General features: G+C 70.7%; 19 protein-coding genes and 1 tRNA gene. 8 read left to right on the top strand and 12 right to left on the bottom strand.

Features of this window, described 5'->3' with window-relative positions; translation table 11 throughout:
* Positions 1-309: 309 nt before the first annotated feature.
* The 5 genes from topA (at position 310) to DEJ49_RS20035 (ending at position 9613) form a co-directional block, all read left to right on the top strand.
* Complete coding sequence (gene topA, locus DEJ49_RS20015; RefSeq protein ID WP_150185386.1) at positions 310-3147, top strand: type I DNA topoisomerase; 2838 nt, start codon at positions 310-312, stop codon at positions 3145-3147.
* 92 nt (positions 3148-3239) lie between these two features.
* The gene (tmk, locus tag DEJ49_RS20020; protein ID WP_150185387.1) at positions 3240-6449 is read left to right on the top strand and encodes a dTMP kinase; all 3210 of its coding nucleotides are present in this window, start codon (positions 3240-3242) and stop codon (positions 6447-6449) included.
* 107 nt (positions 6450-6556) lie between these two features.
* Positions 6557-7762 (top strand): DNA polymerase III subunit delta', encoded by a 1206-nt coding sequence (locus tag DEJ49_RS20025; protein WP_150185388.1) that lies wholly within the window; start codon positions 6557-6559, stop codon positions 7760-7762.
* A gap of 97 nt (positions 7763-7859) precedes the next feature.
* Positions 7860-9455 carry an alpha/beta hydrolase gene (locus tag DEJ49_RS20030; RefSeq protein ID WP_150185389.1) on the top strand — a complete coding sequence of 532 codons (1596 nt, stop codon included), beginning with the start codon at positions 7860-7862 and terminating at the stop codon, positions 9453-9455.
* 84 nt (positions 9456-9539) lie between these two features.
* Positions 9540-9613 (top strand) — tRNA-Thr (locus DEJ49_RS20035).
* 47 nt (positions 9614-9660) lie between these two features.
* Here DEJ49_RS20035 and DEJ49_RS20040 read toward each other — a convergent pair.
* From DEJ49_RS20040 to DEJ49_RS20055, 4 genes are all read right to left on the bottom strand, one after another.
* A complete protein-coding gene (locus tag DEJ49_RS20040; RefSeq protein WP_150185390.1) occupies positions 9661-11097 on the bottom strand; it encodes a tyrosine-type recombinase/integrase in 1437 nt (478 codons plus the stop codon).
* Positions 11098-11160: 63 nt separating this feature from the next.
* Positions 11161-11364 (bottom strand): helix-turn-helix domain-containing protein, encoded by a 204-nt coding sequence (locus DEJ49_RS20045; RefSeq protein WP_150185391.1) that lies wholly within the window; start codon positions 11362-11364, stop codon positions 11161-11163.
* Between the two features lie 468 nt (positions 11365-11832).
* Positions 11833-13308 carry an ATP-binding protein gene (locus DEJ49_RS20050; RefSeq protein WP_150185392.1) on the bottom strand — a complete coding sequence of 492 codons (1476 nt, stop codon included), beginning with the start codon at positions 13306-13308 and terminating at the stop codon, positions 11833-11835.
* A 1-nt stretch (position 13309) separates the two neighbouring features.
* Positions 13310-14167, bottom strand: coding sequence for a bifunctional DNA primase/polymerase (locus DEJ49_RS20055; RefSeq protein ID WP_150185393.1), 858 nt, complete (start codon positions 14165-14167; stop codon positions 13310-13312).
* A gap of 120 nt (positions 14168-14287) precedes the next feature.
* Between DEJ49_RS20055 and DEJ49_RS20060 the strand changes: the two genes are divergently transcribed.
* On the top strand, positions 14288-14476 hold the full coding sequence (locus DEJ49_RS20060) for a hypothetical protein (protein WP_150185394.1): 189 nt from the start codon (positions 14288-14290) through the stop codon (positions 14474-14476).
* Between the two features lie 12 nt (positions 14477-14488).
* On the opposite strand, the gene DEJ49_RS20065 is transcribed toward DEJ49_RS20060, so the two are convergent.
* The 8 genes from DEJ49_RS20065 to DEJ49_RS36000 all read right to left on the bottom strand — a co-directional run bounded on the left by DEJ49_RS20065 (position 14489) and on the right by DEJ49_RS36000 (position 19822).
* Positions 14489-14944, bottom strand: a complete 456-nt coding sequence (locus tag DEJ49_RS20065; protein WP_150185395.1) for a hypothetical protein — start codon at positions 14942-14944, stop codon at positions 14489-14491.
* Positions 14945-15147: 203 nt separating this feature from the next.
* Positions 15148-17274, bottom strand: coding sequence for an FtsK/SpoIIIE domain-containing protein (locus DEJ49_RS20070; protein WP_150185396.1), 2127 nt, complete (start codon positions 17272-17274; stop codon positions 15148-15150).
* A 68-nt stretch (positions 17275-17342) separates the two neighbouring features.
* Positions 17343-17510 carry a pRL2-8 gene (locus DEJ49_RS20075; protein ID WP_190329392.1) on the bottom strand — a complete coding sequence of 56 codons (168 nt, stop codon included), beginning with the start codon at positions 17508-17510 and terminating at the stop codon, positions 17343-17345.
* 2 nt (positions 17511-17512) lie between these two features.
* Complete coding sequence (locus DEJ49_RS20080) at positions 17513-17839, bottom strand: hypothetical protein (RefSeq protein ID WP_150185397.1); 327 nt, start codon at positions 17837-17839, stop codon at positions 17513-17515.
* Positions 17840-17940: 101 nt separating this feature from the next.
* Positions 17941-18798, bottom strand: coding sequence for a protein spdB (locus DEJ49_RS20085; protein ID WP_150185398.1), 858 nt, complete (start codon positions 18796-18798; stop codon positions 17941-17943).
* Entirely contained in the window at positions 18795-19244 is a 450-nt protein-coding gene (locus DEJ49_RS20090; RefSeq protein WP_150185399.1) for a Pycsar system effector family protein, read from the bottom strand. The genes DEJ49_RS20085 and DEJ49_RS20090 overlap by 4 nt, the downstream gene beginning before the upstream one ends.
* Entirely contained in the window at positions 19241-19510 is a 270-nt protein-coding gene (locus DEJ49_RS20095) for a DUF6284 family protein (RefSeq protein WP_150185400.1), read from the bottom strand. Before DEJ49_RS20095 ends, DEJ49_RS20090 begins: the two co-directional genes overlap by 4 nt.
* Positions 19511-19663: 153 nt before the next feature.
* Complete coding sequence (locus DEJ49_RS36000; protein WP_190329393.1) at positions 19664-19822, bottom strand: hypothetical protein; 159 nt, start codon at positions 19820-19822, stop codon at positions 19664-19666.
* Positions 19823-20275: 453 nt separating this feature from the next.
* Between DEJ49_RS36000 and DEJ49_RS20100 the strand changes: the two genes are divergently transcribed.
* Complete coding sequence (locus DEJ49_RS20100) at positions 20276-21088, top strand: GntR family transcriptional regulator (protein WP_150185401.1); 813 nt, start codon at positions 20276-20278, stop codon at positions 21086-21088.
* Positions 21085-21837 carry a glycosyltransferase family 2 protein gene (locus DEJ49_RS20105; protein ID WP_150185402.1) on the top strand — a complete coding sequence of 251 codons (753 nt, stop codon included), beginning with the start codon at positions 21085-21087 and terminating at the stop codon, positions 21835-21837. Before DEJ49_RS20100 ends, DEJ49_RS20105 begins: the two co-directional genes overlap by 4 nt.
* Positions 21838-21867 lie beyond the last annotated feature (30 nt).

A 21867-nucleotide genomic window follows, 5' to 3' on the forward strand; every position in this document is an offset into this window, starting at 1 on the left:
CACTCAGGCCTCGCACGGGCTCCGGCCGTGCGAGGTGCTGAAACAGCGGGTCGCCACTCCGGGCGGCAGGAATGGCGGTAGTCGGGTTACCGTTCGAGTGGCCGTTGCGGGCTTTTCCCGTTTGACACGGGGGCGGGATGTACCGTCACACTCCGCAGCGACAGCGCAACGCAAGCCATGCGGGCACTGTCACCGCACTGCCACGAGCATTGCCGTCGCGCAATGCGAGTGAGGGGTGCGAAGCGGCAGTGCGACCGAGCACTGCTGCCGCGCACTGCCACCGAGCGCCGACCGGAGAGAAGAGCGAAGTTGTCCCCGACCAGCGAGACCGCACAGGGCGGCCGCCGACTCGTCATCGTCGAGTCGCCTGCCAAGGCGAAGACGATCAAGAGCTACCTCGGCCCCGGCTACGTAGTCGAGGCCAGCGTCGGGCACATCCGCGACCTCCCCAATGGCGCCGCGGAGGTGCCCGAGAAGTACACCGGTGAGGTGCGCCGCCTCGGCGTGGACGTCGAACACGACTTCCAGCCCATCTATGTCGTCAACGCCGACAAAAAGGCGCAGGTCAAGAAGCTCAAGGACCTCCTGAAGGAGTCCGACGAACTCTTCCTCGCCACCGATGAGGACCGCGAGGGCGAAGCCATCGCGTGGCACCTCCTCGAGGTCCTGAAGCCCAAGGTCCCCGTCCACCGCATGGTGTTCCACGAGATCACCAAGGACGCGATCCGCAGCGCCGTCGCCAACCCGCGCGAGCTCAACAAGCGCATGGTCGACGCCCAGGAGACCCGCCGCATCCTCGACCGCCTCTACGGCTACGAGGTCTCGCCGGTCCTCTGGAAGAAGGTCATGCCGCGCCTGTCGGCCGGCCGTGTGCAGTCCGTCGCCACCCGCCTCGTCGTCGAGCGGGAGCGCGAGCGCATCGCCTTCCGCTCCGCCGAGTACTGGGACCTGACCGGCACCTTCGGCACCGGCCGCGCCGGTGACGCCTCCGACCCTTCGCAGCTCGTCGCCCGCCTCACCACGGTCGACGGCAAGCGCGTCGCACAGGGCCGCGACTTCAACTCCGTCGGACAGCTGAAGGCCAACAGCGCGGGCACCCTGCACCTGGACGAGGCGAACGCCCGCGCGCTGGCCGCCGCCCTCCGGGAGACCGCCTTCTCCGTGCGGTCGGTCGAGTCGAAGCCGTACCGCCGCTCGCCGTACGCCCCGTTCCGTACGACGACGATGCAGCAGGAGGCCTCGCGCAAGCTGGGCTTCGGCGCGAAGGCCACCATGCAGGTGGCCCAGAAGCTGTACGAGAACGGCTTCATCACGTACATGCGTACGGACTCCACGACCCTGTCGGACACCGCGGTCGCCGCCGCGCGCTCACAGGTCACGCAGCTCTACGGCAGCGACTACCTGCCGGACAAGCCGCGCACGTACGCCGGGAAGGTCAAGAACGCGCAGGAGGCGCACGAGGCGATCCGTCCTTCGGGCGATCGTTTCCGCACGCCCGCCGAGACCGGTCTGACCGGCGACCAGTTCCGGCTCTACGAACTCATCTGGAAGCGGACCGTCGCCTCCCAGATGAAGGACGCGACGGGCAACTCCGTCACGGTCAAGATCGGCGGCCGCGCCTCCGACGGCCGCGACGCCGAGTTCAGCGCGTCCGGCAAGACCATCACCTTCCACGGCTTCCTCAAGGCGTACGTCGAGGGCGCGGACGACCCGAACGCCGAGCTGGACGACCGCGAGCGCAGGCTTCCGCAGGTCAACGAGGGTGACGCGCTCTCCGCCGACGAGATCTCCGTCGACGGCCACGCGACCAAGCCCCCGGCCCGCTACACCGAGGCCAGCCTCGTCAAGGAGCTCGAAGAGCGCGAGATCGGCCGCCCGTCGACGTACGCGTCGATCCTCGGCACGATCCTCGACCGCGGGTACGTCTTCAAGAAGGGGACGGCCCTCGTGCCCTCCTTCCTGTCGTTCGCCGTGGTCAACCTCCTCGAGAAGCACTTCGGGCGCCTCGTCGACTACGACTTCACCGCCAAGATGGAGGACGACCTCGACCGCATCGCGCGGGGCGAGGCGCAGGCCGTGCCGTGGCTGCGGCGCTTCTACTTCGGCGAGGGCGAGGGCTCCGGCGGCGCCGCCGACGCGGGCAACGGCGACGGGGACCACCTCGGTGGCCTCAAGGAGCTCGTCACCGACCTCGGCGCGATCGACGCCCGCGAGGTGTCGTCCTTCCCCGTCGGCAACGACATCGTGCTGCGCGTCGGGCGCTACGGCCCCTACATCGAGCGCGGCGAGCGCGACGCCGAGAACCACCAGCGCGCGGACGTCCCCGACGACCTGGCCCCCGACGAGCTCACCGTCGAGTACGCGGAGGAGCTGCTCGCCAAGCCGAGCGGTGACTTCGAGCTGGGCGCCGACCCCGAGACCGGCCGCCAGATCATCGCCAAGGACGGCCGCTACGGCCCGTACGTCACCGAGGTGCTCCCCGAGGGCACCCCGAAGACCGGCAAGAACGCGGTCAAGCCGCGTACGGCCTCCCTCTTCAAGACCATGTCGCTCGACACGGTCACTCTGGAGGACGCGCTCAAGCTGATGTCCCTCCCGCGCGTGGTGGGTACCGACGCGGAAGGCGTCGAGATCACCGCGCAGAACGGGCGGTACGGGCCGTACCTGAAGAAGGGCACCGACTCGCGCTCCATCGACACCGAGGAGCAGCTCTTCACCATCACGCTGGAAGAGGCCCTGGAGATCTACTCCAAGCCGAAGCAGCGTGGCCGCGCCGCCGCGAAGCCGCCGCTGAAGGAGCTCGGCGAGGACCCGGTGAGCGGGAAGCCGGTCGTCGTCAAGGACGGCCGCTTCGGAGCGTACGTCACGGACGGTGAGACGAACGCGACGCTGCGGGCCGCCGACTCCGTCGAGGACATCACGCCCGAGCGGGGCTACGAGCTCCTCGCGGAGAAGCGGGCGAAGGGCCCCGCCAAGAAGACCGCGAAGAAGGCGGCCAAGAAGGCCCCCGCCAAGAAGGCCCCCGCGAAGAAGACCGCCGCCAAGAAGACGGCTGCCAAGAAGACCACGGCCGCGAAGAAAACGGCCACCAAGAAGACTGCCGCCAAGAAGACGGCCGCTTCGAAGGCTGCTGTTTCGGAGGAGTGACACCGCCTCCCGACGTGGGCGCCACCCGGACCAGACGGTCGTTTGTTCGGGTGGCTCCCCGGGGAGTCGGTCCGTCCAGATAGGCTGGACGGATGACGCGTGCCGAGCAGCCAACGGCCGGAAACCCGGCCCCCGACGACGCCCTGGTCGCAGATTCCCGAGAGCGTGCCGTCCGCGCCTTGCTGCGCGTACCGCAGCTGAAGAGGTTGTGGAGCGCCCATCTCGTCGGCAGTGTCGGCGACGCGCTCGCGCTCCTCGTCCTGGTGATCCTCGCGCTCCAGTCGGCCATCGCCGAAGCCGCCTTCGGGGGCGGCTATCGCGGTGTCGCCCTCGCCGTGACCGCCGTCTTCGGAGCACGCGTCCTCGCGACGCTGCTCTTCGGAGCGGTGCTTCTGGGCCCGCTCACCTCGCTCACCTCTCCGGGTGGTCCGCTCGACCGCCGCTGGACGATGGTCGGCGCCGACGGAGTGCGTGCCGCGCTTCTCGTCGTCGCACCCCTGTGGATCGACTGGACCCCGGACAACGCCCTCGCGATGATCCTGGTGACGTCCTTCGTGGTCGGCGTCGCCGAGCGCTTCTGGACCGTCGCCAAGGAGAGCGCGGCGCCCGCGCTGCTGCCCGCGCCGCCCCTGGAGGGCGCGACGGTACGGCCGCTGCCGGACCACATGGACGCGCTGCGGCGCCTGTCCCTGCGTACGGGATTCCTGGCGCTGCCCCTCGCGGCCGCGGCCCTCGTCGCCATCACCCTCGTCGGCAACCTCCTCGGCGCGGGCCTCGACTGGTTCGAGCTGCATCAGGCCGGGCTCGCCTCCTTCGTGGCGGCCGGTCTCTTCGCCGCGTCCCTGTCGATCCTGTACTTCCTCGAACTTCCCCGTACGCAGACGCCCCGCGCGCGCAGCCCGCTCGAGGGCCTGCGCAGGCCGCGTACCGGCACCGGCACCGACAAGGGCCGCACCGGCGCCATCCCGCTCTTCGTCACGGCCTGCGCCGCCGTCGCCGGGGCCGTCGCGGCCGCCGTCGCCGTCGCCGTGCTGCACGCCAAGGACCTCGGCGGCGGGCCCGTCACGTACGGCCTGATCGTGCTCGCCCTGACCGGCGGCACGGCCGTCGGCATCCGCACCGCGCCGTTCCTGCTGCCCACGCTCTCGCGCCGCAGGCTCCTCGCGCTCGCCATCGCCCTCACCGGCATCGCGCTGCTCGTCGCAGGGCTCGTGCCCGACGTGACGACCGTGCTGCTGCTCCTGGCCCTCTCCGGGGTCAGCGCGGGCGTCGCCGCGAACATCGGCCACGCGCTGCTCGACCAGGAGGTCGAGGACTACCGCAGGGCCCGTACGACGGAACACCTCCACGCGGTCGTACGCCTCACCCTCGCGCTCGGCGCCCTGCTCGCCCCGGTCGTGGCCGCCCTCATCGGGCCGCACCGCATGGTCAACGGCAAGTTCGTCTTCGACCACGGCGGCGCCGCGTTCACGCTCATGCTGGTCGGCGCGCTGCTGCTGCCGGTGGCCGCGCTGGTCCTGGCCAAGGCCGACGACCGGCAGGGCGTACCGCTCCGGCACGACCTGCTCGACGCGCTGCGCGGCGGCGACGACCCGGCGCAGGCGCCCTGCGCCACCGGCTTCTTCATCGCCCTCGAGGGCGGCGACGGCGCCGGCAAGTCGACCCAGGCCGAGGCGCTCGCCGAGTGGATCCGCGCCAAGGGACACGAAGTCGTCGTCACGCGCGAGCCGGGCGCCACGCCTGTCGGCAAGCGGCTGCGATCGATCCTCCTCGACGTGTCGTCCGCGGGTCTGTCGCACCGCTCCGAAGCGCTCCTGTACGCCGCCGACCGCGCGGAGCACGTCGACACCGTCGTGCGCCCCGCCCTCGAACGCGGTGCCGTGGTCATCTCCGACCGCTACATCGACTCGTCCGTCGCCTACCAGGGCGCAGGACGTGACCTGTCGCCGACCGAGATCGCCCGCATCAACCGCTGGGCGACCGGCGGTCTCGTACCGAACCTGACGTGCCTGCTCGACGTGTCGCCCGAGGCCGCCCGCGAGCGGTTCACGGAGGCCCCCGACCGGCTGGAGTCCGAGCCCGCCGAGTTCCACGCGCGCGTGCGCTCCGGTTTCCTGACGCTGGCCGCCGCCGATCTGGGGCGCTATCTGATCGTCGACGCCTCCCAGGAGCCGGAGGCCGTCACGACCGTGATCCGGCACCGGCTCGACCTCGTACTGCCGCTCTCCGAAGCCGAGGTGAAGGCTCAGGAGGAGGCCCGCAAGGCCGCCGAGGAGGAGGCCAGGCGCAAGGCCGAGGAAGAGGCCGCGCGCAAGGCCGAGGAGGAGCGTCTGGAGCGCGAGCGCCAGGAGCAGCTCGCCAAGCTCCGTGCCGAGGAGGAGGAGCGCAAGCGGCGCGAGCTGGAGGAGGCCCAGCGCCGGGAGGCCGAGCGGCAGGCCGAGGAGGCCAGGAAGCGTGCCGAGGAGGCGCGGCGCAAGGCCGAGGAGGAGAAGGCCAGGCTGCTCGCCGAGGAGAAGCTGCGGGCTGCCGAGGAGGCGCGGCGCAAGCGCGAGGCCGAGGAAGAGGCGCGGCTGCGCGCCGAGGCGGAGGAGCGGCGGCTCGAGAAGCAGCGGAAGGCCGAGGAGGCGCTGCTGCGGGCGGAGGAGGCGCGGCGGTTGGCTGCGGCTTCCGCGGCCGCGGCTACGGCGGCTGCGGCTCCGGCTGCTCCCGTGCGCAAGGCGCCGGCTGCGGCTCCGGCGGCTCCCGAGAAGAAGGGCCCCGATCCCGAGAAGAAGGCCCCCGCTTCTGAAAAGAAGGCCCCTGCTCCTGCGCAGAAGGCTCCGGCCACGCCGTCCGTGCCCGACAACGAGACCACCGTGCCGACGCCCGTGGTGAAGCCCCCGGCCGGTGCCGCCGACGAGACGGCCGTGCTGCCCGCGATCGGCACGGATGCCGGTGCCGAGGGGCCGAGCGCGGAGGACACCGCGGTGCTGCCGCGGGCGACCGAGCCCGCCGGTGCCGCGGACGAGACGGCCGTGCTGCCCGCCGTGGGGCAGGACAAGGTGCCGCCGGGGTACTTCCGGGACGAGCGGCCCGCCGCCGAGCCCGCGTCCTCGCTCGACGGCGCCAACGACCGGACGCGCGAGCTGCCGCAGGTCGACGAGCGGGGCGTGCCCCGGCATGGGGCCTCCGACTGGGCCGAGGAGACGCCGCTGGACGACCTGCCGTCGCTCGCGGACGAACTGCTCGGGTCGCACGAGGACGAGGACGAGGACGACCGTGATGGTGGCCGACGGGGACGGCGCGGTCGTCGCGACCGCTGAGCGCCGAGGCCGTTGAACACGGAGGCCGGGCCGGATTGTCAGAGGTGTCCCGCACAATGGGCAGTCCGGCAGAACAGCGGCAGAGCGCAGCGTAAGGCGGTGACCCCATGAGCGTGTGGGACGACCTGGTGGGGCAGGAGCGGGTGAGCGAGCAGCTGGGCGCCGCCGCCCGGGACGCCGACGCGCTGGTGACCGCGGCCGGGACGGACACACCGCCTCCGGAGTCGTCGAAGATGACGCACGCCTGGCTCTTCACGGGCCCGCCCGGCTCCGGGCGCGCCACCGCCGCGCGTGCCTTCGCCGCCGCCCTGCAGTGCACCAGCCCGGACCGCGCGCTCGGCGGCGCCCCCGGCTGCGGGTTCTGCGACGGCTGCCACACCGCCCTGATCGGCACCCACGCCGACGTGGAGGTGGTCCGCACGGACATGCTCTCCATCGGTGTGAAGGAGACCCGCGAACTCGTCCGGCGCGCACAGCTGTCGCCCGCCGTCGGCCGGTGGCAGGTCATCGTCCTGGAGGACGCCGACCGCCTCACCGAAGGCGCGGGGAACGTCCTCCTCAAGGCCGTCGAAGAGCCCGCCCCGCGCACGGTGTGGCTGCTCTGCGCGCCCTCCCTGGAGGACGTGCTCCCGACGATCCGTTCGCGCTGCCGGCACCTGACGCTGCGTACGCCTCCCGTGGACGCGGTCGCCGACATGCTCGTCCGCAGGGACGGCATCGAGCCGGACGTGGCGGCGGCCGCGGCGCGCGCCACCCAGGGGCACATCGACCGCGCGCGACGCCTCGCGACCGACCCACGCGCGCGTGAGCGCAGGAACGCAGTCCTGAAGCTGCCGCTGCGGGTGGAGGAGATCGGCGGCTGTCTGAAGGCCGCGCAGGAACTCATCGACACGGCGACCGAGGACGCGAAGCAGGTCGTCGAGGAAGTCGACGTCAAGGAGACCGACGAGCTGAAGGCGGCGCTCGGCGCGGCGCAGGGCGGCCGGATGCCGCGGGGCACGGCCGGTGCGATGAAGGAGCTGGAGGACAAGCAGAAGCGGCGCAGGACGCGTACGCAGCGCGACAGCCTCGACCTCGCGCTCACCGACCTGACCGCCCTCTACAGAGACGTGCTCGCCCTGCAGCTCGGCTCGCAGGTGGCCATCGCCAACACCGAGGTCCAGGACATGCTGCAGCGCCTGGCGCTTGCCGCCGCGCCCGAGGCCACGCTCCGTCGCATCGAGGCGATCAGCGCCTGCCGCACCGCCCTCGACCGCAACGTGGCGCCGCTGCTCGCGGTGGAGGCGATGACGGTGGCGCTGCGGGCCGGCTGAACGGCCGCGCGTCGGCCGAGGGTTGGCGGCGGGTGCCGACTTCACCCGTACGAGCGCGTTGTGTGACCGTTCGCGCGCGGAGAGTTACCCTCGCGGGATGGACATCAGCAGTCGCGGTCGCAGCGGTCGCCCCCGTAACCGTCGCCGCAGCCGTCATCTCCCCCTGCGTACGGGCGGCATCGTGCTCGTGGCCGCGGGGCTGCTCATCTCCGGTTGCTCGAACGGGAGTTCACCGGCGGATGCCTCCCTGGCGTCGCTGTCCCGCTCGACACCGGCGGAACTCTCCCCGTACTACGGGCAGAAGCTGAGCTGGCGCGACTGCGGTGCGCCCGGGTTCCAGTGCGCGTCGATGAAGGTCCCGCTGGATTACGCGAAGCCGGCGGCGGGCGACATCCAGCTGGCGGTCTCGCGCAAGCAGGCCACGAAGAAGAAGGGCCGCCTTGGTTCGCTCCTGGTCAATCCGGGCGGGCCCGGCGGCTCGGCGATCGGGTACCTCCAGTCGTACGCGGCCCTCGGCTACCCCGCGGAGGTCCGGGCGCGCTACGACATGGTGGCCGTCGACCCGCGCGGCGTCGCCCGCAGCGAGCCCGTGACCTGCCTCGAGGGCGAGCGCATGGACGCGTGGACACAGACCGACGTCACGCCGGACGACCGCCGCGAGGCCGACGACCTGCGCACCGCCTTCCAGTCGTTCGCGTCCGGCTGCAAGGAGCGGTCGGCCAAGGTCCTGCCGCACGTCTCCACGGTCGAGGCGGCCCGCGACATGGACGTCGTGCGGTCGGTCCTGGGCGACGACAAACTGACATACGTGGGCGCCTCGTACGGGACGTTCCTCGGCGCGACGTACGCCGAGCTGTACCCGGAGCGGGTGGGCCGGCTCGTCCTGGACGGCGCGATGGACCCGTCGCTGTCCGCGCGCCGCATGAACCGCGAGCAGACCGCCGGCTTCGAGACGGCGTTCCGCTCCTTCGCGAAGGACTGCGCGTCGAGGGGGAAGGAGTGCCCCCTGGGTGCGGGGAGCCCCGAGGACGCGGGCAAGCGCCTCAAAGCGTTCTTCGGCGAGCTGGACCGCAAGCCGCTGCTCATCGGGGGCAGCGGCGGCAGGCGGCTCGGCGAGGCGCTCGGCACGACGGGCGTGATCGCGGCGATGTACGACGAGGCGGGCTGGCCCCAGCTGCGGGACGCGCTCACCTCGGCGATGAAGAACAAGGACGGCTCGGGCCTGCTCGCCCTCTCCGACGGCTACTACGAGCGGGACGGCGACGGAAAGTACGCGAACCTGATGTTCGCCAACGCGGCCGTGAACTGTCTGGACCTCCCGCCCGCGTTCGCTTCCCCCGCGGAGGTGCGGAAGGGCGTCTCCTCCTTCCGCGAGGCCTCCCCGGTCTTCGGTGAGGGCCTCGCGTGGTCCTCGCTGAACTGCGCGTACTGGCCGGTCCGCGCCACGGGCGAGGCCCACCGCATCGAGGCGAAGGGCGCGGCGCCGATCCTGGTGGCCGGCACGACCCGCGACCCGGCGACCCCCTACCGCTGGGCCAAGGCCCTCGCCTCCCAGCTCTCCTCCGGCCACCTCCTCACCTACGACGGCGACGGCCACACGGCGTACGGCCGCGGCAGCGAGTGCGTCGACTCGACGATCAACGCCTACCTCCTGAAGGGCACCGTCCCCAAGGACGGAAAGCGCTGCTCATAGCCCCCCGAGGGGGGTGTGCGGAGCACCCCGAAAAACTGTGTAGACTTGGCCGCGTTGCTGATCGCACGATGGTGCGGACGGCGCGCCGCCTTAGCTCAGATGGCCAGAGCAACGCACTCGTAATGCGTAGGTCTCGGGTTCGAATCCCGAAGGCGGCTCATCTGGAACCCCAGGTCAGATTAACTCTGACCTGGGGTTTTCTCGTTCAGCGGATGCGGCGTCGGCGGCGGGCGCGGGCCGCGCGGGTGTCTCCAGTCTCAGTTCTAGTCTCAGTAGGGGCGGATTCCTCGGGGGCCGCTGCCGGGCTGCTCTCTATGCGGGGCAAGATCACGGACACGGGCGGCATGAAGGTCTCGCCCATCCGACGCATCGCGTCCTTGGAGAGGTGGGACCGGCCCTTGACGTAGCGCCGGGTCTGGCTGATCTGGGTGTGCCGCAGGATTTCCATGATCGTGGGCATGTCGACGCCCAGCTCGTTGAGGATGGTGCCGGCGGTGTGGCGGCTTCCGTCGTAGAGGCGGCGGTCGTCGATACCCGCCTCGACGAGGAGATCTTTGAATTCCTCCCAGTCGTCGCGGGGGTCGATGGGGCGCCCGTCGGGGCGAGTAAACACGGCCTCGTGCTCCTGCCAGAGTTCACCGGCCGCCTCCCGAAGCTCCTCCTGCTGTGCCTTGTGTGCGAGCAGGTAGGGGATGAATGCGGCCGGGATCGGTACTGGGTTCGTGCTCTTCTTGGTCTTGGGGCGGGTGAAGACGAGACCGCCGCCCTTGCGGTCGGGGCAGATGCTCGCGTGCTTGACGCACTTCGCGGTGCACGGCTTCGGGCAACCGCGCTTGTAGTCCTTGTGGGTGGTGCAGTCCGGCGGGCACGGCTCGAAGCGGTGCAGGCGTCCACCGCAGGCGTGCGGGTCGCCGCAGCCGTGCCGCCAGGTGAGCCGCTGAAGCTGCCACTGGGGGTGGAACAGTTCGGCCTGGAGGTCGACGTAGGGCCAGCGCAGGCCCAGCGTCTCGCCTTGGCGGAAGCCCATGCCGACGCCGACGATCCACCGCATGAATGTGGGTCGCTTGGCCGCCGCTTCCAGGAACGCCGTGGCCTCTTCCTTGGTGAATGGGTTCGCTTCGGTCTCGTCGATGCTCGGCGGATCGACCAGGGTGGCGACGTTCTCGCCGATCATCCGTCGACGATGGGCAATCTTCAGGGCCCGCGACAGGATGCGGTGAACCTTGACCACGTGTGACGGGGCGCGTCCCGCGTCGAGCATCGCGCGGTACATCTGTTCCAGGTGCTCAGGCTGCAACTTGTCGATGCGGTGGCGACCGACGCCGGGGATGATGTCGTTGCGGGTCTTGGACCAGTAGTCGTCGAGGGAGCGGGGCTTGAGCTTCAGGCTCGCGATGTCGGTCAGGTAGGTCTCCATCCACTGGCCGACGGTGGGCTTGCGGCCGGCCTTCGTCGCGCGTCCCTCGTCGCGGAGCTTTTCGAGCTCGCGGACCTTGCGGCGCACCGCGGGTTCGGTGCGTGCCATGCGGTGGCGGCGGTCGGGGCTTCCGTCGGGCAGCACACCCATGGTGACGCGACCGTGCCACCATCCGTCGTCGCCGAAGTAGATGGTGGATTCCTGGTTGGCCTTGCGGGGGCTCATGCGCTCCTCCATGCGAAAGGCGCCCCGAGCGCAGTGCTCGGGGCGCCCAGGGGCGTGCGTGGGTCAGTTGGGCAGGGGAGAGAGGGTTGCTACGTAGGTTTCGAGGTCGGAGCGGCGGATGCGGCGTGTGCGGCCCAACTTGATGTACTTCAAGGCGCCTTCGGCCATCAGCTCGTAGACCGTGGAGCGGCCGATGGCGAGGGCTTCGGCGGCCTCTTCGGGCTTGTACAGAAGTCGGTCGACGGGAGCAGCGATCGCGGTGCTCATCCGGGATGCCTCCTGGGAGTTCGTGTACGCCTGGGGGTGGGCTGGGAGCTCCTGCCCGCGTGTGTCCTAGGTGCGGATTTCTGCGTCATCGCGTCACCTGCGTCAATCAGGCTTCTGACCTGTGGGTTTGGGTGACGCGGCGGGTAGGGCCCTGCGTCACCTGTGACGCAGGCACTCGTCACGGGGTGACGCGGGTGACGTGGGGGTGACGCAGGATTGGCCGTCTGCGTCACCGGTGTCTGTGCTGGTCAGCGGCCGTGTGTCGGGGGTGCGGTGACGTGGTGACGCAGATCTTCCCTACTTAGGAAAAGAAGGGGGTGGTTTCTGTGGTCGTGCGTGGCCACTCAGGACATGAAGAACGGGCCGCTTCGCGGCGCGACCTGTGCAGGGCGGCTGTCGCCGCCGAACAGCAAGAGGAGCACCCGGCGCCGCGGCGTGCTCCTCTTGCTTGTCCGCCGCCGGGCGCGGTCAGAACGTGGTCTGCTGCTCGTGCGGCGGGGACAGGGGCGGACGGCTGAGTTCGATGTAGCGGGCGGCGCGGGTGCGGCCCCACTCGACCAGGACGCCGCGAGCGGCCAGGGTGGGCTGGATGCGCCGTAGCCGGTCGGAGAGCACCTTGCCGGTGGTGGGCCAGCCCTTGGGCAGGGGGCGGCATTCCTCACCGCTGTAGAGGGTGGTGAGGCAGTGCAGCCACTCGGCCGACGCCATCCGCTCCTCTTCGCCCGGGGCGAGCCCGGCGGCGTACCGAAGGACGGTCTGCGCGAGCAGGTCGCCTTCGATGACGTCGTCGTTCAGGTCGTCCAAGCTGGCCCGGTAGGCGGCCAGCGTCCCGAAGCCCATGGCCGCGTCGAGCTTCGCGCACAGGTGCGCGAAGTCGGCCATGCGCAGGTCGGTCGGCGTCTCGGCTTCGGCCGCGCGGACCTTGACGGTGAGGTCGAGGAGCGAGCCGAGGACGGTGGGCAGGATCTCGGCGTACTCCGCCCAGAGCTCCGCTTCGGTGCGCCGCACCCGGGGGCGTTCCAGGCGCAGGGTCAGGAGGCGTTCGGCGAGGTCGGGGCGGATGACGCCGACGTCGATGCCGGTGAGCAGCATCGGGCGGCGGTAGCGGGAGCGTACGACGTCGCCGTCGGTGAAGAGGGCGCGCTTGATGCTCTCGGCTCCTGTGATGACGCAGCACATGAGGTCGGACAGGTCCGGGGGCAGGTGCGAGAGGTTGTCGAGAGCGGTGATCCATCCGGCGGCCACGGCCGTGATCATGTTCTCTTCGTCCTTGGGGGCGCGGCGCAGGTCGCCGCTCATTCCCTCGATGATGCGGATGAGCATCCGTCCGCCGGTCGACTTGCCCGCGCCCTGCGGGCCGGTGAGGAAGGGCGCCGGCACCGGGACGGAGGGTCCCAGGCAGCCGATGAGCCAGGCGATGGCCAGGCATTCGGTCTGGGCGTCGGCGAAGTTGCACAGCCGCAGCAGCAGATCCAGGCCCTTGCCGTTGGTGTCCTTTGCGGGGATGGGGAGTTCGCCGGTGAGCTGGGTGCGGCGCCAGCAGACCTCTTCGGGGTCGGGGACGCGGATGTCCCAGCCGGTGGGGTGGATGCGCACTGATTGCCCGTCGTCGCGGCCCAGGTCGAGCCAGGTGGCGCCGTCGAAGCCGGGGGCCACGCGGATGTGGGTGGGCTGTACCTGCTCGGTCAGGGCGAGTGCTTCGATCAAGTCCAACGCCTCCTTGAGGGCGGTTCCGTTGAAGACGCCGACCCCGTCGCGGAAGAGGCCGACCATGAGTTCTTGGCGGTGGCTGCCGGTCGTGCCCTGGGAGCGGATCGGGCGGGCGACGGGGTGGCCTTTCCTCTGGGCGTAGACGGTGCCGTCGGCGGTGCGGAAGTACCGGAAGTGGCTCTGCGCGTAGTCGGTGATGACCTCGCGGGCGGGGTTCTTCTCGTCCTCGGACATGTCACAGCCCCAGCGAGGTGCGGGCGTTGGTCCATGCGTCGGTGCAGTGTCGGGACGTCTCGCCCTTGGCCTGCGCGGCGGCGAACAGACGCGTGACGTGGGCGTCGGTGAGGCAGCCGCACCGGCCGTGTTTGGCGAGCACGGCCAGGAAGGTGCGGTAGACGGTGGCGTGCACGCCGGTGGTGGCCTGGGTGATGCGCTGCTCGGCCATGGCCAGGCCACGGGTCAGGTAGGTCGGGGTGCGGTGCGGGCACGGGCCGTCCCCGACCGGCGCGGGCGCGGTGACGGCCTGGGCCATGGTCCGGACCGGGGAGGACTTCGCGGTGAGGGCGCGGACGGCATCCGGCAGGGCGGTGATGGTGCCGGTGCCGGTGCCGAGCCAGCGGGCGTAGGCCATGGTCGACTTGATGTCGACGCCGGGGCGGACCGCGTTGGCGGACTGCATCGCCCCGAGGTAGATCCAGTGTTCGCCGCGGGTGGTGGGCACGGTACGGGTGGCGGGCAGGTTCGTGCGGGCCCAAGCGATGGCGTCGGCGTCGTCCAGGTCCACGACTGTCAGTCCCGCCCCGCCCGGGTGGTACGCAATCGCGCTCGCGCTCAGCCACGCTTCGCGCCAGATATGGGAGCTGATGATGTTCGGGTCGGTGGTCGCGGCGGCCCATCCGTGGCAGGGGGCGGGGCAGGTGCAGGGGCCGGGGGTCTTCATGTTCGGTCGGCCGCCGCACGCGTTGTCCGCGCAGCTGGGGCAGTTGCCGAAGGGTGTCTTCCCGGCCCGCAAAGGCAGGACCGGCGCCCCGGAGATTGCGAGGGAAAGAGCGGCCTGCAGGCGCTCTCCCCGAACATCGGTGGGTTGCGTCATGCTGGAGACCTCCATCAGGTCTGTAGAGGACGGGTGGACAAGGGCGGCCCCGGTTCTTTGGCGAGATGCAGGGGCCGCCCTTGCCTCGTAGGGCGGGCGAGCGGGAGTAGGCGCAGGACCATGACGGGTTGGTACAAGGCCGGGGTGGTGGTTGCCGCCTACGGGGTGGGGGTCGTGGTCTTCATGGGGGTGAAGCACTGGATCGACGAACTGCCGTGGCCACAGGCGGCCTTGGAGGCGTCGGTGTGGGCGCTGGTGCCGCTGGTCGTGGGTCTCGTGGCCGGTTGGGTCCAGCGAGAGCGATCGTGACCGCTGGCGGCCTCAGCCGTGGAAGTGATTGCGTTTGATCACGGCCTTGCGGGCGTTGACCGTGATGCCGCCGCGCGAACCGCCGCCGAAGATCTGGATGGCGATCCATCCGCCGAAGATGACGGCGGCGAGGATGATGAGCTGTTGCACCAGGGCGGCCAGGGCAGCGATGAACGTGGTGAGCAGGAGCAGCCCGCCGCAGATGGCGCCGAAGCCGATACCGCCGAGCGCGATGTTCACCGCCGTCCGTGAGATTGCCGGTTTGGCGGCCAACGGTTCGGGCTTGGCGGCGTCAATGGCGTAGCCGGTGACGATGCGGCCGTCGGGCAGCACGATGGACTGCACGGCCGCCACCGTGGACGGCTGGACCGGTGCCAGCGGAACGCCGGGGATGACGGTGACGGGGGCGGGCTGGTGGACGGTCACGGCCCCTTTCGTGGGCGCGCGGCCGGTGTGGTTGGGATACATACGGAATCCCTTCGGGTGAGAGCGCAGGGAGGCAGAGACACCCACTTGTGGGGGCGCTCAGGAGGGGGTTTTCGGGGGTTGACCTGTGGTGCCTCCCTGCCTCCCTGAACGATCATTTGTGCAGGTCAGGGCCAGGGAGGCGGGGCAGGGAGGTGGTCAGGGAGTTCTCCCTGCCTCCCTGACCCGAAGCGGCTTGGCTCCCTCTAGTCGATGTGCGAAATGGAAGCGTCCGGACCCTCGTCCTCGGGGCGGTTGGCGAGGGCGCGGGCGACCCGGTCACGGGAGACGACCATGACCCCGTCGGACTTGTGCGGCTCCGCCCCCGCGCCGTCGAGAACCCGCTTGAGGTTGATGAACGACCATTCGCCGTACGCGCCCGCGTCGAGCGCGGCGAGCCGCGCAAGCACGTCCTTGGTCCGCACGCGGGCCGCGTCCCCGAGCACAGACAGGATGTCCGTGAGCGGGTCGCGCTGCTCGCTCCGGTCGATGGCGTGCAGGGTGGTGACCCCATCGCGCAGGGCCTTGGCGCGGTCGGTGATGGCCTTGGCCGCGTCGTCGTCGATGTAGTGCGTGCGCACCGTGATGGACGACTGTCCGGCCGGGATGGTGATGCCGTCGGAGGCGACGACCAGGGTGCCCCGGTCCAGGCCCGGACGCAGAAGGTTGGGGGCCGCGCCCCCGTCCACGGCCTTGTCCCCGAGCGCCATACGGGCCTGCGATTCGGTGCCCAGGGCGAGGGACGCGCGCGTGTGGGCGCCCTCGCGGACCAGCTTGGGCAGGTTCTCGTTGGTCGGGTCCTGGGTGCCCTGCCACATCAGCACGTTCACCGCACGGCCCTGGTTGTGGATCTTGCGGACGGCCATGAAGTAGCGGGAGTTGGCCTTCGAGCCGCCGTAGGGGCGCCGGTCCTCGTCCTTGGCGGGGCACATGAACGCCACCTGCGCCTCGTCGACGAGGACGATCAGGGGTGGGAAGGTGGTGCCGGGCGGGGCTTGGATGCGACGGTTCATCTCCTCGACCGCGGCCTCGACCATCTCGGTGACCTCGATGACGTGCTCGTCGGTCGGCCCCTGGATGAGCGTGTGGGCGAGGCCGTCGAACATGGCCCAGTCGCCCACGCCCTTGAGGTCGCCCATGAGGAACTGCACCGACTTGTCCAGGGCCAGCCACAGGGCCAGGGAGCGCAGGGCGACGGTCTTGCCCTGGTTGGACAGGCCCGTGATGAGGAGGTGGCGCTGGTAGAGGCTGAGGGCGGCCGCGTCGCCGCGCAGGTCCTGCCCCCACGGCGCCTTGCCCTTGCAGTAGTCGGCGGTCATCGTCTCGTCGGTGACCAGCGGAGACGGACCGATCGGCTCGTCCAGCGCACCGGAGTCGGCGATCCACAGGCGGACGGTGCGGGCGGCTTCGGGGATGGTGATGAACACCTCGTGCTCGTGCCGGGTCAGGTTCTCGGCGAGCTTGCGCCGCCGCTGCTGCACCTCGACCGTGGACACCCCGGAGGGGAGGGTGACGTCGACTTCGACGCCGCATCCGGCGATCCGGATCGGGCCCAGCATCGCCGCGCCCGCATCGCCCATCTCCTTGATGGCGTTGCGCAGCGCGGGCACCCCCAGGTCACCCAGGGCCTTGACGACGATCGAGGGGGTGATGGGCTCGCCCTCGCCGGAGCGGGCGTTGGCGGGGAGCACCCAGTTCGGTGCGGCTTGCTGCTTGCGGCCCACGCTCCACAGCGCGAGCAGCACCAGCAGCGGCCCGACCTTGAGGGCGGGGCCCCAGACGACGGAGACGATGGTGATGAGCAGGCGGATGAACTCGATGACCGCCATCAACGGCGTGAGGACGTCAGTGATGTCCTCGTTGGCGATGGCCAGCACTACCCCGAGCCCGACGAGCGCGCCGATGCCGGCGCCGGTCCCGACCGCGAGTCCCTTGGCCACGTCCACGGGGGACTTGAGGAGGTCCATGCGGCGGCGGTGACGGGCTTCGCGGAAGCGCTGCAGCCGCTCCTCCCACTCCGCGGCCACCTCATAGTTCCCGGTGGCTTCAGCAGCGCGGAGGAGGCGTTCGTAGCGGGCGCCGGTGCGGCCGTCCCACGCACGACGGGTGACGATGCGGGTGCCGCCGACCACGTACATGCCGTGCCGCACGGCCAACCGGCCCGCCTCACGGGTGCGTTCGTGGGTGACCGCGTGCCGCACGGCGCGCCCGGAGCGCACCCACAGCGGCACGACGGGCGCCGGGGCGGGCTCGGGCACCGCGGTGAGGTTCGGGCCCGGTTCGGTGTCGGGCGGGGCGGGGGTTTTGTGCAGGGGTACGACGTTGCCGCTCATGACGGCATCACTCCTGACTGCCCCAGACGGGGCGGGAAGGCGAGGGGGAAGAGCAGGGGCGGGGATGGTCACCACCAGCTGGACGGCTTCTTGGGCACCAGGAAGGGGTGGCCGTTGTTCATGTGGTCCAGGCACGGCTGGCACTGCTCGCCCTTGAGGGCCTTGTGGATGCTCTTGTCGTGGGCGTGCGCCCAGCACTGCGGGCACTCACCGGGAGGCGCCGGTTTGGCGGCCATGGTCACCACCACCCCGAGGACTTCGCGGCCTTCTTGGCGGCCTTGTCGGCGGCGGCCCGCTTCACGGCCTCATCCCGCTCGACCTGAAGGGCGTTGATCTCCGCCTGAAGCCGCGTCTGCGCCGACTCCCACGTCGTCGCGCCCTTCTCCTCGGCACGGGTGGGGTTCTTGTGCCGCACGACCGCGGTCGTCACGCCCGCCATCGCGGAGGCCAGGGCGCGGCGCTCGCGGCCGTTGAGCGCCCACATCTCGCGCTTGGCGGCGGCTTCGAGCTTGCGCTTGGTGGTGCGGATCTCGCGGTCAATGCGGTTGATGTCAGGGGTACCCACAGGGGGCCTCCTCGTGAGGAAACGTGCCTGGTCAGGGATGGGGGTGCGGGAGGGGGCGGCGATACCGGGCAGGTTGGAGCACTCGGCATACGCGGGGGCCATCAGGCGACGCGTTTCCAGGCGGCCCGCAGACGGACTTCGGACGCGGCGTGCCCGGCGGCGCGGAAGCGGGTGGCCATGTCGCGGTAGGACAGGGCCGGGTCCTCGCTCGTGCGGATCGCGTCGACCAGCTGGTCGAGCGCGGCATCCGTGAGCGCGGGTGCGGCCGTTTCCAACGCCGGGACCTGCTCGCTCGGGCCCCACACGGGAAGCTCCCAGCGGGCTGTGACGCCGGGTGTGACGGGACTCGTCACGCTGGTCAGGGCCTTGCCCGTGCCTTCGCCCTTGCGGGCCGTCTCCAGCGTCGACCAGGCCCCGGACAGGGTGCGGGCGGTCTTGGCCTGGACGCGGGCGACGCGTGCCCCGGCGGCCGTCACAGCCGTCAGCCGCGTCTCCTCGGTGCTCGCCTCGGCCCGCAGCCGGGCACGGGCCACGGCCGCCTCATCGCGCGCCTCCTGCTGAATGCTCTGAATGGCATCCAAGGCGTGGGTGGTGAGCGCGGTCCGCTCCCACAGACCGTGCACCAGCCACAGCGCCTTGGCAGCAATCGGCAGCCAGGCGACCGCCAGCCATGCGCCGGCGGATTCCTCGACGCTCACCGCGTGGGCAACCAGGACCCCGGCGGCCAGAAGACCGAAGGACCAGCCGACGGCGGTCACGGCGCGGTTGTGGTCGCCCTGCGCGGCGAGACGGCGTTCGTAGGCGAGGGTGGCCAGCCATCCGCCGTCGATGCCCAGACCGACGACCAGGGCGACGGGCCACGGCACCGTGCTACCGAGCCACATCATGACTACGGCGAGGGTGAGGACCATGGACACGGCCGTCATCGCGACCGCGGGCAGTACCGTCTTCGCCTTCACAGCGCACCTCCCGCCTGGAGGAGCGCGGCGAGGACGAGCAGGGCACCGCCCGCGCGGGTCAGGTCGACCGCTCGCTTCAGGCCGGTGAACTTGCGCACCGCGATGCGGGAGAGTCCGGCGATGTCCCGCGCCCGCTGGTCGTGGGCGAGTTCAGCGGTGATCTCCTCGGCGCTGAGCGTTGCCCACAGCGGGAAGCCGTGCCGACCGCCCAGGTTCGGACGCACCGATGACAGCAACAGCCCCGCAGCGGCGAGCAGCAACGCCATCCCCAGGCCGCCCACCGCACTGGCGGGCACGTACAGGGGTGCGTCCTTGGCGACCGTCCACGTTCCTGCGAGCAGCGCACCGACGAAGGCGAGCAGGAGACTGGTCTTGGTGTCGGTGCGGGCGATCTCGGCCTTCACCTCGGCGTGCGCGGCCGTCAGGTTGGAGTCGATGGCGCTCATGCCCCCACCCCCGGGACGTTCACCGGCGCGCTCGTGTTGGTCAGGGCGCGGCGGGCGGCGAGCACCTTGCGGCGGGCCCGGCGGATGCGGCGGGCGTCGACCTCGTTGGGGGTGCGGTCCAGGGTGATGATCTGCGCGTCCAGCAGCTCGACGTCCGCGAGGATCGCGGGCATCTCGTGCTCGATGGCGTCCAGCTCGGCGGCCGTCGGCTCGCCCTCGAAGTCAGCGGCGGTAACGGCCGCCTGAAGTGCTGCGATGTGCTTCATGGGTCGTGTTCTCCCTAGCAGGTGGCAACGGCCCCAACAGAGCCCCCGGAGTTGCACCTCCGGGGGCTCGCGCCGTTGTGGTGGTAGCCGCGCAGCAAGCGCGGCACGGCCGACAGGAGCGGCCGCAACGCCCCGAACGGGGCAGGTGGGGTTCTACTCGTCGTCCTCGGCGTCGGTGCTCGCACCGCCACCCATGACCACGTCGCCGTAGACGACACCGCCGGACACACCGACCTGGGCCCCCAGGACGATGTCTCCGCCGAACGTGACGCTGTCGCCGAAGTCGAAGACGGCCCGGTTGTTGTCACTCATGGACTGCTCCTTGGTGGGAGGGACGTGCACGCGGTCGGGTGACCGCAGTGCCCCGGGCGGGATTCGATCCCGCGTCCTCACGGCTGGATACCGGGGCGGAAGTACCTGTCTCCTTCGGGAGCTTGCGCTCCCGTCGTAGGCGTATGGAGACGTGACCTTTCGGTCTAAGCCCTCCGGTGAATGACAAGGCGCCGGGTCGCCTCCCCCCGTCCAACGCGGGGCTCCTGGCCGTGCGGTCGTGCTGGTCAAGCGGCGGGCGGCATAGGACCTCACGTAGAAGCGAGCTATCCCGACCACGCTGCTCATGCGGCAACCCTCCGGAACGCTGTCCCGGGACTGTCGCTGGGCATGGCAAGAGATTTACATGAAGTCCCGGGACTGTCAACAGTCCCGGGATAGCTGTCAATCCCGGGACTGTGGTTCACTGGCCTGGTTGATGAGGAGGGGTTCTGTATGGCACCCAAAACGCCGCAATGGCGTGGACTCGCGGATCAGATCGCTCGGGACATCGCGGCCGGCGCATCCGGGTATCAGCCCGGAGACCAGCTCCCGCAGATTCGGGACCTGGTCGAGCAAGGCAAGGGATCGAAGACCACTGTCCTTGCGGCGTACAAGGCGCTGGAGGCCGAGGGCCTGGTCAGCATGGTCCGCGGGCACGGGACGAAGGTGCGCCAACGCCCGCCGCACCAGATCCGCCGCCACCAGGAGCGTTACGTCTGGGAGAAGAAGCTCGCCCTGAGGCCCGACGAGGTGCGCCGCAACAATGGCGTGGTCGACAAGGACACGGGTCTGGAGCACGACCAGATCCACACGCACGCGACGTTCAGGGCCGTCCCCGCCGATGCAGAACTCGCCGAACGATTCGGCGTGGAGGTGGGCACCCTGATGCTGCACCGGCAGTACTGGCACAGTGCCGGGGACGATCCAACCGCGCTATCGCTGATCGACTCCTACCTCGTCCATGAGGTCGCCGCCCGTAACCCCGAGTTGTTGGACAGCGCCAAGGAACCGTGGCCCGGCGGGACGCACCATCAACTGAGCACCATCGGGCTTGAGATCGACCGGATCGACGACGGCGTCAGGACCCGGCTCGCCACCCAGGCCGAGGCTCGCAAGCTGGGCATCCCGACCGGCAGCGCCGTGCTCCTCCTGGACAAGACCAGCGTTTCGACCGAGGGCGACGTCGTCGAGTACTCGCACGTGGTGCTCCCCGGTGAACGCACAGAGCTGCGGTACTCCGTGCCGCTGGAGAGGTGGACCCCATGACCCGGATCATGTCGGTCGTGACGCCGGTTCACGATGCGGCGCTGCTCTTCCTGCCCGATGCCTTCGCCTCGCTCTGTGCGCAGGAGCTGCCGACGGGCTGGGACTGGGAGTGGCTGATCCAGGTCGACGGCGGCAAGGAAACGGACGTGCCCGCCGACATCCGCGAAGACGCGCGCGTCGCGGTCGGCGACAACAGGCGCGGCGGTCCTGGAGTCGCCCGGACCATGGCTTGGGGCCGCAGCCGCGGCGAGCTGGTGAAGGTCTTGGACGCTGACGATGTCCTGCCCGCCGGCGCCCTCGCCCGGGACATCGAGGTGATGGAGACGCACCCGTCCGTCGGCTGGACGGTGTGCAAGGTGCTTGACCTCATGCCGGACGGCTCACTGGTGCACTACACACTCGGCGACCCGGCCCCCGGCCAGCTTCCCCGGGGCGAGCTGTACGCCTACTGGTCGACCACGCACCGCCCCGCGGTGCATCCCGCATCGCTCTGCATCCGGGAGAGCCTGCTTGCCGAAGCCGGGGGGTGGATGGCGCTACCCGCGTCGGAAGACACCGCCCTGTTGCTGGCTCTCGACGTGATGGCTGACGGCTGGTTCATCGGCGAGGCAGGACTGCACTACCGCAAGCACCCGGACCAGACGACCGCTCACCCGGACCACCGTGGGAGCGCAGAGTGGGAGGCCAGAATGGGAGCAATCGGCAAGCGCGCGAAAGCACTTGCTCGTCAGCAGCTCCCCAACATGTGAACGCTGTCGACGTAAGAGCCTCGGGTCCAG

The organism is Streptomyces venezuelae, assembly GCF_008642335.1.
In the GTDB taxonomy this organism is placed as follows: Bacteria; Actinomycetota; Actinomycetes; order Streptomycetales; family Streptomycetaceae; genus Streptomyces; species Streptomyces venezuelae_F.

What these genes read in the sequence shown, in the direction of transcription:
- tmk (WP_150185387.1), top strand. Translation starts at nt 3,240, where the DNA reads ATGACGCGTGCCGAGCAGCCAACGGCCGGAAACCCGGCCCCCGACGAC.
- DEJ49_RS20025 (WP_150185388.1), top strand. Translation starts at nt 6,557, where the DNA reads ATGAGCGTGTGGGACGACCTGGTGGGGCAGGAGCGGGTGAGCGAGCAG.
- DEJ49_RS20030 (WP_150185389.1), top strand. Translation starts at nt 7,860, where the DNA reads ATGGACATCAGCAGTCGCGGTCGCAGCGGTCGCCCCCGTAACCGTCGC.
- DEJ49_RS20040 (WP_150185390.1), bottom strand. Translation starts at nt 11,097, where the DNA reads ATGAGCCCCCGCAAGGCCAACCAGGAATCCACCATCTACTTCGGCGAC.
- DEJ49_RS20045 (WP_150185391.1), bottom strand. Translation starts at nt 11,364, where the DNA reads ATGAGCACCGCGATCGCTGCTCCCGTCGACCGACTTCTGTACAAGCCC.
- DEJ49_RS20050 (WP_150185392.1), bottom strand. Translation starts at nt 13,308, where the DNA reads ATGTCCGAGGACGAGAAGAACCCCGCCCGCGAGGTCATCACCGACTAC.
- DEJ49_RS20055 (WP_150185393.1), bottom strand. Translation starts at nt 14,167, where the DNA reads ATGACGCAACCCACCGATGTTCGGGGAGAGCGCCTGCAGGCCGCTCTT.
- DEJ49_RS20060 (WP_150185394.1), top strand. Translation starts at nt 14,288, where the DNA reads ATGACGGGTTGGTACAAGGCCGGGGTGGTGGTTGCCGCCTACGGGGTG.
- DEJ49_RS20065 (WP_150185395.1), bottom strand. Translation starts at nt 14,944, where the DNA reads ATGTATCCCAACCACACCGGCCGCGCGCCCACGAAAGGGGCCGTGACC.
- DEJ49_RS20070 (WP_150185396.1), bottom strand. Translation starts at nt 17,274, where the DNA reads ATGAGCGGCAACGTCGTACCCCTGCACAAAACCCCCGCCCCGCCCGAC.
- DEJ49_RS20075 (WP_190329392.1), bottom strand. Translation starts at nt 17,510, where the DNA reads ATGGCCGCCAAACCGGCGCCTCCCGGTGAGTGCCCGCAGTGCTGGGCG.
- DEJ49_RS20090 (WP_150185399.1), bottom strand. Translation starts at nt 19,244, where the DNA reads ATGAGCGCCATCGACTCCAACCTGACGGCCGCGCACGCCGAGGTGAAG.
- DEJ49_RS20095 (WP_150185400.1), bottom strand. Translation starts at nt 19,510, where the DNA reads ATGAAGCACATCGCAGCACTTCAGGCGGCCGTTACCGCCGCTGACTTC.
- DEJ49_RS36000 (WP_190329393.1), bottom strand. Translation starts at nt 19,822, where the DNA reads ATGAGTGACAACAACCGGGCCGTCTTCGACTTCGGCGACAGCGTCACG.
- DEJ49_RS20100 (WP_150185401.1), top strand. Translation starts at nt 20,276, where the DNA reads ATGGCACCCAAAACGCCGCAATGGCGTGGACTCGCGGATCAGATCGCT.
- DEJ49_RS20105 (WP_150185402.1), top strand. Translation starts at nt 21,085, where the DNA reads ATGACCCGGATCATGTCGGTCGTGACGCCGGTTCACGATGCGGCGCTG.